Below are 13,512 nucleotides of genomic sequence, written 5' to 3'. Positions count from 1 at the left end.
ACCGGCGGCCCGCCGGTCCTTATGTGACCTGACCGCGAAAGACGGACACTTTGCGATACGAACTGCTCAGGATTCTGCTCGTCGACGACAACCACCACATGCGGGTGCTGTTGACCGAGATTTTGCGCGCCATCGGCGTCGTGCACATTCATGAGGGCGCAGACGGCGCTGAGGGGCTCCAGCAACTGCGCAATCACGCCATCGATATCGTCATGACTGACCTGTCGATGCAGCCGCTGGATGGCATCGATTTCGTACGGCTGCTGCGCAACTCCCCAGACAGCCCCAATCAGATGGTCCCGGTCATCATGATCACGGGCCACTCCACCATGCGCCGGGTGGCTGAAGCGCGGGACGCCGGGGTCAATGAGTTCCTGGCCAAGCCGCTGACCGCCCGAGGCGTGCTGGAACGGCTGAACCGCATTGTCGAATATCCGCGGCCCTACATCCGAACCCAGGACTATTTTGGACCCGACCGCCGCCGGCGGGCAGATCCGTCCTTCGCCGGACCCTGGCGCCGCCAGGGGGACGCGGCGGTCGCCCTTTCCCATCAGCTGGATTGAGGATCGCCACCATTTGGTTATGATTTATGGGTCTTCTGGGGGCTGACCCTGGGGATTCACCATGACTGCGCCACTGCTTCTTCGCCTCAGCCTGATCGGGGCGCTGGCGCTCACCCAGGCGGGCTGCCTAGCGGCCGCCGTCGTTGGCACGACGGCCGGCGTCGCGATCGGCGTCACCGGCGCCGCGGTGGGAGCCACAGCCAAGGGCGTGGGCATGGTCGCGGGCGCCGTCATCCCTGGGGGCGATGATGACGATGACGACGACCACAAGCGTCGCAAAGACCGCTAGATTTCAGCAGTTTAAGCGCGTCCCGCCCTAGGGCCGACTCCCACCACTACCGAACGCGCCCTAGATATTCAGCGCGCAGCTCTCACCGATGGTCGGGCGGGAGACCTTGATGCGCGACAGGCCCGGAAACTGCGCCTGAAGCCGCTCAGCGAAATAGAGGCAGAGGTTCTCCAGGGTCGGGCTTTCCAGCCCCGGCCTCTCGTTGAGCAGGCCGTGATCCAGCTCCAGGGCGACAGCCCGCAGCGCGCCGTCCAGTTCAGCCAGATCGGCGACCCAACCTACCGGCGGCTGCGGGGCTCCGGTGACGGTGGCCTCCACCTGAAAGGAATGGCCATGCAGGCGCGTATACGGGCTCTGCGCCGGACCGTCAGGCAGGTAGTGGGCCGCATCGAAGGTCGCGACCTTGGTGATCTCAAAAATATGCGATGTCATTGCCGCGCTCAGGCGATCCGTTCAGCCAACCGGCCGTCAGGGAATGCCCAGATATTTGTGGGTTTGCACGCTTAAACGCCACTGAGGGTGGGCGAGGCAATAGGCGATCGCCGCCTCGGTGTTGGCGCTGCGGTCTGGCCCGTCCATGGGCTGCAGGTAGAAGCGTTCGAAATCCAGCGCCGCGAACCGCTGCGGATCGACCCCGGGCTGGGGGTAGACCAGCTTCAGCTCCTGGCCTGACATCTGCGCCAGCGGCGCCTGGGCCTTGGGACTGACGCAGATCCAATCGATGCCGGCCGGCGCCGCAAGGGTGCCGTTGGTCTCCACGGCGATGGTGAAGCCCCGGGCGTGAAGCGCGGCGATCAGCGGCTCGTCCAACTGCAGCAAGGGCTCGCCGCCGGTGCAGACCACGAGGCGATGGTCCCCTCCCCCGGCCCAGGCGCTGGCCACGGCGTCGGCCAGGGCCTCTGCATCGGCAAACCGCCCACCCCCGGGACCATCCATCCCCACGAAGTCCGTATCGCAGAAGGTGCAGACCGCATGGGCGCGGTCGATCTCGCGGCCAGACCACAGATTGCAGCCCGCAAAGCGGCAGAAGACGGCTGGCCGCCCGGCCTGGCCGCCCTCGCCCTGGAGGGTGAGAAAGATCTCCTTGACCGAATAGCTCACGCCAGAAGCTCCGGGCGATCCTGCGCCACCCACGTCTCCCAGCCGCGGGCCCGCAGGTCGCAGGCCGGACAGTCGCCGCAGCCGTAGCCCCAGGCATGACGCACGCCACGTTCACCCCGATAGCAGGTGTGGCTCTCCTCGCAGATGAGCGCCACCAGGGCCTCCCCGCCAAGCCCCTTCGACAGCGCCCAGGTCTGCGCCTTGGTGAGCGACATCAGCGGCGTCTGAATTCGGAAGTCCTGCGCCATGCCGAGATTGAGCGCATGTTCCAGGGCCTCGATCGTGTCCCGCCGACAGTCGGGGTAGCCGGAAAAGTCGGTCTCGCACATGCCGCCCACGAGATCGCGGGCGCCGCGGCGATCGGCCAGGGCCGCGCCATAGGTCAGGAAGACGAGGTTCCGGCCCGGAACAAAGGTCGAGGGCAATCCCTTGTCGGTGACCTCGAAGGCCCGTTCGGCGGTCATGGCGGTCTCGGCGATGGCGCCAAAGCCGGTCAGGTCGATCAGATGGTCAGGACCCAGCCGTCCGGCCCAGTCAGGAAACTGCGCCCCCATGGCCTGGCGCACCACCTGGCGGGCCTGCATCTCCACGGCATGGCGCTGGCCGTAGTCGAAGCCCACAGTCTCCACATGGTCATAGCGGGCCAGGGCCCAGGCGAGGCAAACCGAGGAGTCCTGTCCCCCGGAAAACAGCACCAGGGCGCGCCGGTCGCGGTCGGTATCGATCATGCCCTCCATATGCGCGAGCCGGCGCGCAAGGGGAAGCCTCCGACCCCTTGGGGCGCGGCGCTGGCCCCGGCTCGGTCAGACGACCACCGAGTCCCCCACGCGGCGCAGACGGCGCATACAACACGCAGTCTCTCGAGATGATTTGAATATCAGGTGTGCTAAAGACTCTCCAGCACACGGGCGCGAATCGGTTAGCGGGACAGGAGATATCCGGATAACGTCGGTCGGTTTTGTGCAGCCTGTTTGAAAGCGCGGTATTTTCGCCACGCCAAGCGCAAACCGTCGCCCTAATTGTCGCCTGAACGCAGATAAGTTTGACTGATCCGGCGGTTGGAACGAGGTTCCCGGCCCTGAACCGCCCCTCCCCATGGGCGGCTCCTGCTCACATTCAAAACAACGGGCGGCGCTCAAAGCCGCTTGGGAGGACACATGTCGTCGTTCACGCACACTGGTCTGCGCCGCCTGCTGGCGGCCAGCGCTTCGGCCGCCGTTCTCGCCGGCGCCAGCGCGGCCACCGCCCAGACCGCCAATGAGCCCTTCACCATCCAGGAACTGGTCATCACCGCTGAAAAGCGCGAGCAGGCTCTGCAGGACGTCCCGGTCGCTGTGTCCGCCTTCACCTCGGAGCAGCGCGACACCCAGGGCATCACGAACATCCAGGACTTCGTGAACTTCACGCCGGGCATGAACTATTCAGGCGCCGACCGGGTGTCCCTGCGCGGTTCGGGGCGCAACACCTTCTACATCGGCAATGATCCGGGCGTGGCCGCCTATTCGGACGGCTTCTATTCGGCCAGCTCATCGGAGCTGTTCAAGACGCCGCTGTTCATTGAGCGCACCGAGATTCTCCGCGGCCCCCAGGGCACGCTCTATGGCCGTAACGCCATGGGCGGCGCGATCAACCAGGTGTCCAAGCGTCCGGACTATGAATTCTCAGGCGAAATCCGCGCCGCGGTCGCCAACTATGACTACACCCGCATCGAAGGCGTCGTGTCCCTGCCGGTGGCCGAGAATCTCCGCTTCAAGGTGGGCGGCAACCAGGAATGGCAGCGCAAGGGCTTCATCGAGAACATCGGCAGCGCCAATGAGGGCGCGTCGATCAAGCGGACCTATTTCGAAGCCCAGATGGAGGCCGAGCTCGGCGAGGATGTGGAGGTCTGGGTCCGCTACAACCGATCGAACTGGGACGACAGCCTGGGTGTCGGCGACCGGCTGGCCAACCTGATCAGCCCCTATGACACCACCCGCGCCTTCCAGCCCATCGGCGGCCTGGTGACCAACCTCCAGTTCGGCGAGACGGTGGCCAATCCGGGCGTGCGTGACCCCTATGTCCAGAACACCAACCGCGATGGCTACGGCGCCCTGCGCGGCAACCATGTCCTGACCGGTCAGGTTACCTGGGACCTAGGCTTCGCCGACCTGAAGTATATCGGCGGCTTCCAGCAGTACGACTATCAAACCGGTGGCGACTACGACAACACCAGCCGCACCGCGCCGATCACCGTGGCCGGCGTCCCGGGCATCTATGTCGACTACACCACCGATTTCTACGAAACGAAGAAGTACTATTCAAACGAGCTGAACCTGACCTCCAATTCGGATGGCCCGCTGAGCTGGATTCTGGGGGTCTATCAGTACGAGGAGGACTACAGCCAGCGCATCCAGCTGGGAAATCCCCAGCAGGCGCAGATGGCGGCTCCCTGCTACTTCATCGGCCCGCCGAATTTCTGCGCCCCGGCGCCAGCCAATCCGAGCCGCAACTTTGTCGACGGTTATGCCGAGCTGAACTCCAAGGCCCTCGCCGCCTTTGGCCAGTTCTCTTACCAGCTCAGCGACGCCTTCGCCCTGACCGCGGGCCTCCGCTACAGCAAGGATGAAAAGGACGGGTTCGAAAGCCAGCGCCTGGTGCTGTTCTCCCCGGCCGGCCCGTTTGGCCCCCAGCTCGGCGGCGCCTTCGCCTTCGACGTCTCCACCGACCTGCAGCCGGGGACGCCGGGCGTCCAGAACTTCCGCACCCTGTCCAAGTCCTGGGACGCCGTCACCGGCGTGGTCAATCTGGACTGGACCCCGGATGACGACAGCCTGTTCTACGCCAAGTACAGCCGCGGCTATAAGTCCGGCGGCTTCCTGCTCGGCACCCTGGCCCCCAACCCGGAAGGCGAGGCCGAGTTCGTCAACGCCTACGAGCTGGGCATGAAGAAGACGATCGCCCGGCAGCTGATCGTCAATGGCTCGCTCTATTACAACGACTATTCGGATCTGCAGCTGAACCTTCAGCAGCTGAACGCCGCGGGCACCGCCTCGGCCAACAACTTCATTAATGTCGACGCCAGGGCCTATGGCCTGGAGCTGGAAACCATCTGGCAGCCCAGCCGCAACCTGCAGGTGTCGGTCAGCTACGGCTATCTGAACACCGAGATCACTGAGGGCTGCTGCTTCTATGATCCGGCTGATCCCAGCGCCCAATTGGCCAGCGCCCGGCCTGCGGGCGGCACGGCGGTGCAGAACAACGTCCTGCTGGTCTTCCAGGACCTGAAGGGCTCGCGGCTGTTCCAGTCCCCCGAGCACAAGGTGGCGCTCAACGGCAACTATACGTGGGACTTTGCGGCCGGCTCGCTGATCGCCTCGGCGACGGCTTTCTGGACCGACGAGACCACCTACCAGCCGTTCGATAACCCCGCCTTCGCCGTGCCCGCCTATTCGGTCGCCGACTTCCGCCTGATCTGGCGCGAGCTCGGCAACCGCTATGCGGTCATCGGCTATGTGAAGAACGCCTTCGAAGAAGAGGGCTTTACCTCGACCGGCACCACCAATCCCTCCGCCGTCTACGGCGCCCCCAATCCGGGCCTCGTGGTGGGCGGCCAGCCCTATCTGCAGCAGACCGGCACGGCGATCACCCGCGGTCTGATCCAGCCGCGGACCTTCGGCCTCGAGCTTCAGTACCGGTTCTAAGACCGGCCGCATTTTTAGGCGCAACCGGGACGGGCGGCGGGGAGACCTGCCGCCCGTTCTTCTTTTTGACGCCCGCGATCAAAGAGCGCCGTCAGGCTTAACGTCTCTGCAAAGGGTTTCCGCCATCCTGGGTGGAAGATTGCAATGGCGCCCAAACCCATGTCCCCGTCTGAGTTCTTCTTCGACCAAGTCACAGAAGAAATCCGCATCCAGGTCGAGGGCATGCGGGCGCTGACCGACCGCCTCGGTCGACAGCATCTCTCTGCCGACGCCGCGGCCTGTGTCGAGGGTATCGATGAGGCCGCAAGCTCGGTGTACCGCCTCCTGGCCACCGCCCATGACCTGAAGACCGCTGCCGCTGAACGCCTTAGCCTCTGCCCCGCCCCTCATCAGTTGCGCGAACTCATGGACGGGGTGCAGGAACGCTGGCTCCACCGGGCCCGGGAAAGCGGCGTCACTCTGCTCGTGGCCTACGAAGGCGACCCGGGGGCCGCCGCCGTGGTCGACGCTCACCGCCTTCACCAGATTTTCGACGGCTTCATCGGACAGGCCATTTCCGGCGTGCGGCGCGGTGCGGTGGAGGCCACTCTCGAAGTCACCTCGTCCTCCGCAGGAACGCTCAGTCTGGTGGGGCGCGTGCGCGGCGCGGGCGATGTGATCGACGGCAGCTTCTCTGGAAGCATCGAAGAGATCACCGCGCGTTTCGGCCTTGAGACCGCCCTCGGCGCGGCTCTGGGTCAGCGCATCCTTCAGGCCCTGGACGGCGAGGGTCGAACCGAATTCAACGCCGGCGGCGGCGAGACCGCCGTCTTCACCCTGACGGCGCCCTGTGCGCCGACCCTTGAGGCTGAGCCCTCCGAGTCCGCCTCCGACCGGGCCGCCCACGTCCTGATTGTCGATGACAACGCCACCAACCGTATGGTGGCCGAGACCCTCTGTGAGATGTTTGACTGCACCGCCGAGACCGCCGTCGACGGCCTCGAGGCCGTAGAACTGGCGCGTTCAGGTCGCTTCGATCTGATCCTGATGGACATCAAGATGCCGCGGATGGACGGCGTCGCGGCCACCCGGGCCATTCGCGCCCTGGTGGGCCCGGCCGGTCAGACGCCAATCATCGCCCTGACGGCCAATGCCGATCCTGAGGACGCCGCCGGCTATATCGCCGCGGGCATGATCGGGGTCGTTGAAAAGCCGATGAAGCCGGAAAATCTCCTGCGCGCCCTGCAACAGGCTCTGAGCACCGGCGACGCCCGCGCCGCCTGATCCTCCGACCGAAGAGAGACCACGCTGGCTCTGGCCTCAATTGGCCGGACAGGGAATGATGGCCTGAGCTTCCGGGGGACCCATGGCCAACTTCTATGAACGTCGAATCCTGCCAAGTCTGCTGACCTGCGCCTGTGGGTCGCCGGCCATCATGCGACAGCGAGCCCGGGTTGTGCCGCAGGCAGAGGGACGGGTGCTGGAACTGGGCGTCGGCGGCGGCCTGAACCTAGCCTTCTATGATCCGACCAAGGTCGAGAGCGTCACCGGCATCGATCCGTCGCCCGAACTCCGGGCGCGAGCGCTTGAGGCGCCACGCGACGCCGCGCTGAAGGTCTCGGTGGAGGCCGGCGAGGCTGAGAACCTGCCCTTCCCAGACCAAAGCTTCGACAGTGTCGTCTGCACCTTCACCCTCTGTTCCGTCGGGGACCCCGGGAAGGCGCTGGCTGAAGCTCGGCGCGTGCTCAAGCCCACTGGACGCTTCCTGTTTTGCGAACATGGTCTGTCGCCAGAACCGGAGGTCGCCCGTTGGCAGCGTCGGCTGGACCCGCTCTGGAGCCGGCTGGCGGGGGGGTGCCATCTCAACAGGCCGGTAGCGCAGACGCTGATTGCGGCAGGCTTTCGCCTAGGCTCTTTAGAGAAGGCCTATCTGCCCAAAACGCCCAAAATCGCGGGCTGGAACGAGTGGGGCGCGGCTCAGCCTGGCTGAACCGCGCCCCGCCCGTGACGGACTGGAGAGCCCTGATCTACATGTCGGAGACGGGGTCGGCCTGAGCGTCAACTTCAGCCTCGGCGCCCACATCGCCCTCCGCCTCCGGGGCGGCTTCGGCCTGGGCCGCAGCATCGGCGCTGGCCCCAGCGTCGGCCTGCATGGACTGGCCGATACGGGCGCGAAGTTCAGCGTCTCCCTGGGCGGCTGCGGCGATCTGATTGTATTCCTCAGCCGTCAGCCCGGCCGCTTCGACCGCCGCCGTCATTTCGGTGGTCATCTGCTGTTGCAGAGCCGCCCGAGCGGTGGTGTCGGCCTCGCCGGCCACACGGGGGCCGTACTGGTCATTGAGAGCCTGGATGTCGGTCATGGCGTCGGCGAAGCCGTCCACCTGAGCATCCGTGAAGGTCGCAGCCTCCACCGGTGCGCCGACGGCCGGCGGGCTGGTGACCGGAGCGTCCATATCCTGAGCCAGGGCGGCCGGAGCGGCCATCAGCGCGACCGTGGCCGCAGCGGCGAAAAACGTGGTCTTGAGGGTCATGTCAGGGGTCTCCTGTTTCTGTCTACTCCCCTCACAAACCCGTGACCTGCAGCGAAAGTTTCCTGAACGGCGCCTTTTTATCACGCCCCCGTGAAGGCTGGAGGCCTAAAGGATGCGCCGCCGCCCATGCCGGCGACGGCGCATCCCGCGAGCTAGCTGAGGGCCGCAGCGTCCAGATCGACCTTCAGCTCCCGCGCCCAGAGGCGGATATTGCGACAGGCTTCGACAAAGGTCTTGGCGTCCTTTGCACCCGACAGGGCGATGAAGCCCTCGTCCATATCCTCGGCGACGCCAGCCTTCTCGAACAGAACAGCCGCGGCCTCGGTGTGGGCGATGAACTTACAGTGGGCGAAGGCGTCGTTGACGAAGTCCTTGGCGGTCTTGTCCTTGGAGAGCATGGCTGCGCCCTCTTCCGACACCAGGACGGCGACGGCGTCGTAGAGGACCGACGGACCCCCATCGATCTTCTGGTCGGCCGCGAGCAGCACCCCGTCGCTGAGCTTCACGCCGCCGATGTGTGGTGCGATCACCTCGAAGATCGCGCCCTCCGCCTTGATGGCCTCAGTCACAGCCTTGAACAGCGCCGCATCGGCGCCGTCGGTCATCAGGAGCCCGAACTTGCGGCCCTCGAACCTGGCCAGGGGCCGCTTGAGCATGCTGAGCGCATCCGATGGCGGCAGGTTATCGATCACGGCGCGCGCGGGCTTCAGGGCGGCCGGCATCTTCGCAAGCCCCAAGCCCGTGGCGACGGTCTTGGCGAGGCCCTCGTCGATATTGCGCAGATGGCCCACCATGCGCTCGCGGATGTCGAGCCGGTCGCACTTGCTGAGTTCGAAGACCAGGGCGTCGCCCATGTGCTTCTGCTCGATCGGCGTCTGGCTGACGAAGAACTGCCGGGCCTGGCTGTAGTGGTCGGCGAAGGTCTCGGCGCGGATCTGGCGAGTCTCGCCGGATTCGGCGGCCGCGAAGTGGGGGTAGCCCCGCTCCGGGCTTTCACGCGGACCGCCCTGATCGCCCCAGCTGTTGGGCTCGTAATTGGCCCGACCGACCGGATTGCGCATGGCCATGTGGCCGTCCTGCTGGAAATTGTGGACGGGGCAGCGCGGCGCATTGACCGGAATGTGGGTGAAGTTGGGTCCCCCCAGTCGCTTCAGCTGCGTGTCGAGGTAGGAGAAATTCCGCCCCTGCAGCAGGGGGTCGTTGGTGAAGCCGATGCCTGGCACCACGTTCTGAGTGCAGAAGGCCACCTGTTCGGTCTCGGCGAAGAAGTTCTGGACGTTGTTGTCGAGCACCATCCGGCCGATGATCCGGACAGGAACCCGCTCCTCGGGGATGATCTTGGTGGGGTCGAGGATGTCGAACTCGAATTCGTCGGCGAAGGCCTCGTCGAAGACCTGGACCCCCAGCTCCCATTCCGGCGGCTGACCGCTGTCGACCGCGTCCCACAGGTCGCGGCGGTGGAAGTCCGGATCGGCGCCGTTGATCTTGAGCGCCTCGTTCCACAGCACCGACTGGAGGCCAAGCTTCGGCTTCCAGTGGAACTTCACAAAGCTCGACCTCCCCTCGGCGTTGATGAACCGGAAGGTGTGGACCCCGAACCCCTCCATGAACCGCGGGGACCGAGGAATGGCCCGGTCGGACATGGCCCACATGATCATGTGCATGGATTCTGGGGTCAGGGTGATGAAGTCCCAGAAGTTGTCATGGGCCGTCTGGGCCTGCGGGAAACCGCGGTCGGGGGCCGGCTTGGCCGCATGGACCAGGTCTGGGAACTTGATGGCGTCCTGGATGAAAAAGACTGGGATGTTGTTGCCCACCAGGTCCCAGTTGCCCTCCTGGGTATAGAACTTCACCGCGAAGCCGCGGACGTCCCGGGGCAGGTCTGGAGAGCCCTTGGCGCCAGCGACGGTGGAGAACCTTGCAAAGACAGGCGTGCGTTGACCCGCCTTCTGGAAGGGGTCGGCGCGGGTCAAGTCGGCCAGGGATTCGGTCGCCTCGAAATAGCCGTGTACGCCGAAGCCCCGGGCGTGGACCACCCGCTCAGGGATCCGCTCATGGTCGAAATGGAATAGCTTTTCGCGCAGGTGGAAGTCGTCCAGCAGGGCTGGGCCCCGCGCGCCGACCTTCAGGCTGTTCTGATCGTCGGCGACCGGAACGCCCTGCTGGGTGGTCAGGACCGGGGTGTCGCCGGAGGCGGTCTGATGGGTTTCCCCGCCCGCGCCAGGATTGCGTTTTCCGTAGATGTCGTCAGCCATGGCGTGTTCCTCCTCTGGAGCCGACGCAGAAGCGCGCGAGACTGCAGAAGGGTTCAACCTGGAGGGACAGCCCGCGCCCCTCCTGTGGCCAGAGGCTTCAGATCGCCCGGACCTCGGGCGCTTCAGCCAGGCTCGGCAAGGCAGTCGAATTAGCGGCGACCACCTGTTCGATTTGACTGAGAAGGGTTTCAAACTGGATCGGCTTGGCCGCAACGAGGTCAATGCCGGCCCCGGTATAGCGACGAATTTCCTCAGCCATGACGCTGGCGGTGACGGCGATGACCGGCGTGCGGTGGCGGCCAGCTGAGCGTTCCAGCGCTCGAATTTGACGGGCGGCGGCCAAGCCATCGAGCCTGGGCATGTGGATGTCCATCAGGATGACATGCCACCGGCCGCTCTCCCACGCGTCCAGAGCTTCCAGACCATCGGCAGCCAGGCCGCATTCGGCCCCCTCCCCTTCCAGCAGCGTCTGAAGGACGGCGCGGTTGGCCAGGTTGTCATCGGCGATGAGAATCCGCCTGCCGACGAGTCCGTTCAGAGCCGGCTTCGGTGCCAGGCCAGGCTGGGTCTTGACCTGCGGCTTGTCGAGAGGCGCTTCGGCGCGGCTCTCGACGGCGCACAAGGGCAGTTCCAGGGTGAACCGGCTGCCCAGTCCCGGCTGACTGGCGAAGGTGATCTTTCCGCCCATCAGCTCGGCCAGCTCGCGGCAGATGGCCAAGCCCAGACCGGTGCCGCCGCTGCGCCGGGTGTTGGAGGAATCCGCCTGGACGAACTTCTCGAAAATCCGCGCCTGGTGCTCGTGCGGAATGCCCATGCCCGTGTCCTGCACCTCGCAGATCAGTCGCTGGTCATCGCCCCCGATTCTCACGACCACCGAGCCCGCCTCGGTGAATTTCAGGGCGTTGGAAATGAGGTTGCTGAGAATTTGCCGCACGCGGACCTCGTCGCCCACACGCTGACCGGAGGCTGCCGACGAGACGTCGAGCCGGAAGCCCAGGCCGCGGTCAGCAGCCAGCTGACCATAGAGCTTCCGAAGGGTGTCAGCGAACCGGTCCAGGTCGAAGGGCGCCACATGCAGCGACATCTCGCCGGCCTCAATGCGGGAAACGTCGAGAATGGCGTTGAGGATATCCAGGAGATCAACCGCAGAGCCGCGAACCGTGGCGAGGCGCTCGCGCTGGGTGGGCGCCAGATCGTCACGCTCCATCACCTGCACCATGCCGAGCACGCCGTTCAGAGGCGTGCGGATTTCATGGCTCATGGTGGTGAGAAACTCGCTCTTGGCGCGATCGGCGGCCCGGGCGGCGACCGCCAGTCCCTGAGCTTCTCGGGCCAGGTCCTGGTTGCGGGCCAGCTCGTGCCGCAGGGCGCGGTTCAGCCTGTCTGTGGCGAGCCGGGCGCGAATTTCCCGCATCACCGCCTCGCGCATAAGTGACGAGATGCCGATGGCGGCGAACAGACTGGCGAACCCCACATAGACGTACTCGTCGATCAGATTGCCCGGCCCGCCCCGGGCCATCAGCACGAGTCCGGCCAGGGACACCAGCGCAGCGCTGTAGCCCACCCGTCGCGTGGGCGCCGAAGTGGCGAAGGCCAGGGCCAGGAGGACATAGTAGATCAGCTTGAGAGGCTCGAAGTGGAAGCTGAGCTGAACCGTGACGTTGGTGAGGAAGAGCCCGTAGAGCAGGACGGCCGCCGCTTCCAAGCGGGGCAGGCTCATGGGATCGCGAAGACGCCGCCAAACGAAAAATGCGCTGACGGTGGTGGTCGCCGAGAGGCCAGTCAAAACCCAGAGGGGCGGGCCGACTTCGAAAAACGGGTGAGAGAGCGTGATGACCAGATAGTAGATCGCCGCAAAGGCCGCGCACATGCGCAGGATTGGCGTCTGCGACTCAGCCAGCACCGCCGGTTCGACCTTGATGTCGTCGGGATTGGGGGTCGTCAGATTCGGCAAGTCCTGGCCTCGGCGTTCTGCTCAGCTAGCCGAACAGTGGCATCCGAATACCTACGATTTGATTTCCGACAGCCGCGACAAATTGGGCTCTGAGCCTATGCTGCAGGCAGGAGACCGCGATGACCCAAGAAGCCATTCTCGAGCCCGACCTGCCGATCCTTGATCCGCATCACCATCTTTGGGACATGCGCGGGCGGTTCGGGCCGGACGCGCCGCCGCCCCGCCACGGGTTTGAGGCCCTGCTCCGCCGCTCACCCCTCTATCTGCTTGACCAACTGCTCGCCGACTTGGGGGCGGGCCACAATGTGCGGGGCACCGTCTTCATCGAATGCGGAGCCATGTACCGGGCTGGCGTCCCGGCGGCGTTCGCCCCCGTCGGCGAGACCGAATTCGTCAATGGGGTCGCCGCCATGAGCGCCAGTGGCCTCTATGGGGAGGCCAGGGCCTGCGCCGGCATTGTGGGCCACGCGGACCTGACCCTGGGGGACGCGGCCGCCCCGGTGCTGGAGGCGCATCTGGCCGCCGGCGGCGGACGGTTCCGTGGTGTGAGACAGAGCGCCTCCCACGATGCCGACCCCGCGGTTTTGGGCCCCCTGGCCCGCACGCCGCCGGGCCTCTACCGCAGCGACGCCTTCCGCGCGGGCTTTGGCCACCTCGCCGGCCACGGCCTGTCCTTCGACGCCTGGCTGCTGGAGCCTCAGCTGCCCGACCTGATCGATCTGGCGAGCGCCTTCCCTGAGACGACGATCATCCTTGACCATCTGGGTACGCCGCTTGGGATCGGCGCCCATCGGGGCCAGCGTCAGGCGCGGTTCGGACCTTGGCGCGACAGCATCCTGGCCCTGGCCGAGCGTCCCAATGTGGTCTGCAAGATCGGCGGGCTGGCCATGCCATTCGCAGGCTTTGACAGCTTCCTGGCTGATCCCCCAGCGACGTCGGAGGTGCTGGCCCAGGAGTGGCGGCCCTATGTGGAGACCGCCGTGGAGGCCTTTGGCGCGACGCGCTGCATGTTCGAGAGCAACTTCCCCGTCGATGCGGGGACCTGCGACTACGCCACGCTCTGGAACGCCTTCAAGCGGCTGGCGGCCGGGGCCTCAGACGACGAGAAGGCGGCCCTGTTCCACGACACCGCCAAGCGGACCTATCGGCTCGAGCTCTGA

At 65.8% G+C, this 13,512-nt stretch carries 12 protein-coding genes; 6 read left to right on the top strand and 6 right to left on the bottom strand.

Translation table 11 applies throughout. The features are described from left to right. The first annotated feature begins 50 nt into the window (after positions 1 to 50). Both Q8K84_RS13315 and Q8K84_RS13310 read left to right on the top strand, forming a co-directional pair. Positions 51 to 563 (top strand): response regulator, encoded by a 513-nt coding sequence (locus Q8K84_RS13315; protein WP_305283173.1) that lies wholly within the window; start codon positions 51 to 53, stop codon positions 561 to 563. A 61-nt stretch (positions 564 to 624) separates the two neighbouring features. Next, the gene (locus tag Q8K84_RS13310; RefSeq protein ID WP_305283171.1) at positions 625 to 852 is read left to right on the top strand and encodes a hypothetical protein; all 228 of its coding nucleotides are present in this window, start codon (positions 625 to 627) and stop codon (positions 850 to 852) included. A gap of 60 nt (positions 853 to 912) precedes the next feature. Here Q8K84_RS13310 and Q8K84_RS13305 read toward each other — a convergent pair whose 3' ends face one another. Genes Q8K84_RS13305 through queC form a run of 3 tightly spaced genes read right to left on the bottom strand, consistent with a single transcriptional unit; the run spans position 913 to position 2,681 of the window. After that, complete coding sequence (locus Q8K84_RS13305) at positions 913 to 1,284, bottom strand: 6-carboxytetrahydropterin synthase (RefSeq protein WP_305283170.1); 372 nt, start codon at positions 1,282 to 1,284, stop codon at positions 913 to 915. 36 nt (positions 1,285 to 1,320) lie between these two features. Next, positions 1,321 to 1,953: a 7-carboxy-7-deazaguanine synthase gene (gene queE, locus Q8K84_RS13300; protein ID WP_305283169.1), complete on the bottom strand. Its 633-nt coding sequence runs from the start codon at positions 1,951 to 1,953 to the stop codon at positions 1,321 to 1,323. Beyond that, complete coding sequence (gene queC / locus Q8K84_RS13295) at positions 1,950 to 2,681, bottom strand: 7-cyano-7-deazaguanine synthase QueC (protein ID WP_305283168.1); 732 nt, start codon at positions 2,679 to 2,681, stop codon at positions 1,950 to 1,952. Before queC ends, queE begins: the two co-directional genes overlap by 4 nt. A gap of 429 nt (positions 2,682 to 3,110) precedes the next feature. Between queC and Q8K84_RS13290 the strand changes: the two genes are divergently transcribed. The 3 genes from Q8K84_RS13290 to Q8K84_RS13280 all read left to right on the top strand — a co-directional run bounded on the left by Q8K84_RS13290 (position 3,111) and on the right by Q8K84_RS13280 (position 7,602). Further along, positions 3,111 to 5,633 (top strand): TonB-dependent receptor, encoded by a 2,523-nt coding sequence (locus Q8K84_RS13290; RefSeq protein ID WP_305283167.1) that lies wholly within the window; start codon positions 3,111 to 3,113, stop codon positions 5,631 to 5,633. Positions 5,634 to 5,792: 159 nt separating this feature from the next. Further along, on the top strand, positions 5,793 to 6,896 hold the full coding sequence (locus Q8K84_RS13285) for a response regulator (RefSeq protein WP_305283166.1): 1,104 nt from the start codon (positions 5,793 to 5,795) through the stop codon (positions 6,894 to 6,896). Positions 6,897 to 6,978: 82 nt separating this feature from the next. Beyond that, on the top strand, positions 6,979 to 7,602 hold the full coding sequence (locus Q8K84_RS13280; RefSeq protein WP_305283165.1) for a class I SAM-dependent methyltransferase: 624 nt from the start codon (positions 6,979 to 6,981) through the stop codon (positions 7,600 to 7,602). Positions 7,603 to 7,639: 37 nt separating this feature from the next. Here Q8K84_RS13280 and Q8K84_RS13275 read toward each other — a convergent pair whose 3' ends face one another. The 3 genes from Q8K84_RS13275 to Q8K84_RS13265 all read right to left on the bottom strand — a co-directional run bounded on the left by Q8K84_RS13275 (position 7,640) and on the right by Q8K84_RS13265 (position 12,352). Then, positions 7,640 to 8,143 (bottom strand): DUF4168 domain-containing protein, encoded by a 504-nt coding sequence (locus tag Q8K84_RS13275; protein WP_305283164.1) that lies wholly within the window; start codon positions 8,141 to 8,143, stop codon positions 7,640 to 7,642. Positions 8,144 to 8,295: 152 nt separating this feature from the next. Beyond that, a complete protein-coding gene (locus Q8K84_RS13270) occupies positions 8,296 to 10,398 on the bottom strand; it encodes a catalase (protein ID WP_305283163.1) in 2,103 nt (700 codons plus the stop codon). A gap of 97 nt (positions 10,399 to 10,495) precedes the next feature. Continuing rightward, a complete protein-coding gene (locus Q8K84_RS13265) occupies positions 10,496 to 12,352 on the bottom strand; it encodes an ATP-binding protein (protein ID WP_305283162.1) in 1,857 nt (618 codons plus the stop codon). 119 nt (positions 12,353 to 12,471) lie between these two features. On the opposite strand from Q8K84_RS13265, the gene Q8K84_RS13260 reads away from it, so the two are divergent. Next, positions 12,472 to 13,512 carry an amidohydrolase gene (locus Q8K84_RS13260; RefSeq protein WP_305283161.1) on the top strand — a complete coding sequence of 347 codons (1,041 nt, stop codon included), beginning with the start codon at positions 12,472 to 12,474 and terminating at the stop codon, positions 13,510 to 13,512.

Source organism: Phenylobacterium sp., assembly GCF_030679875.1.
In the GTDB taxonomy this organism is placed as follows: domain Bacteria; phylum Pseudomonadota; class Alphaproteobacteria; order Caulobacterales; family Caulobacteraceae; genus Phenylobacterium.
Note: the sequence above shows the minus strand (reverse complement) of the source record. Positions and strands in the feature narration are given on the sequence as shown.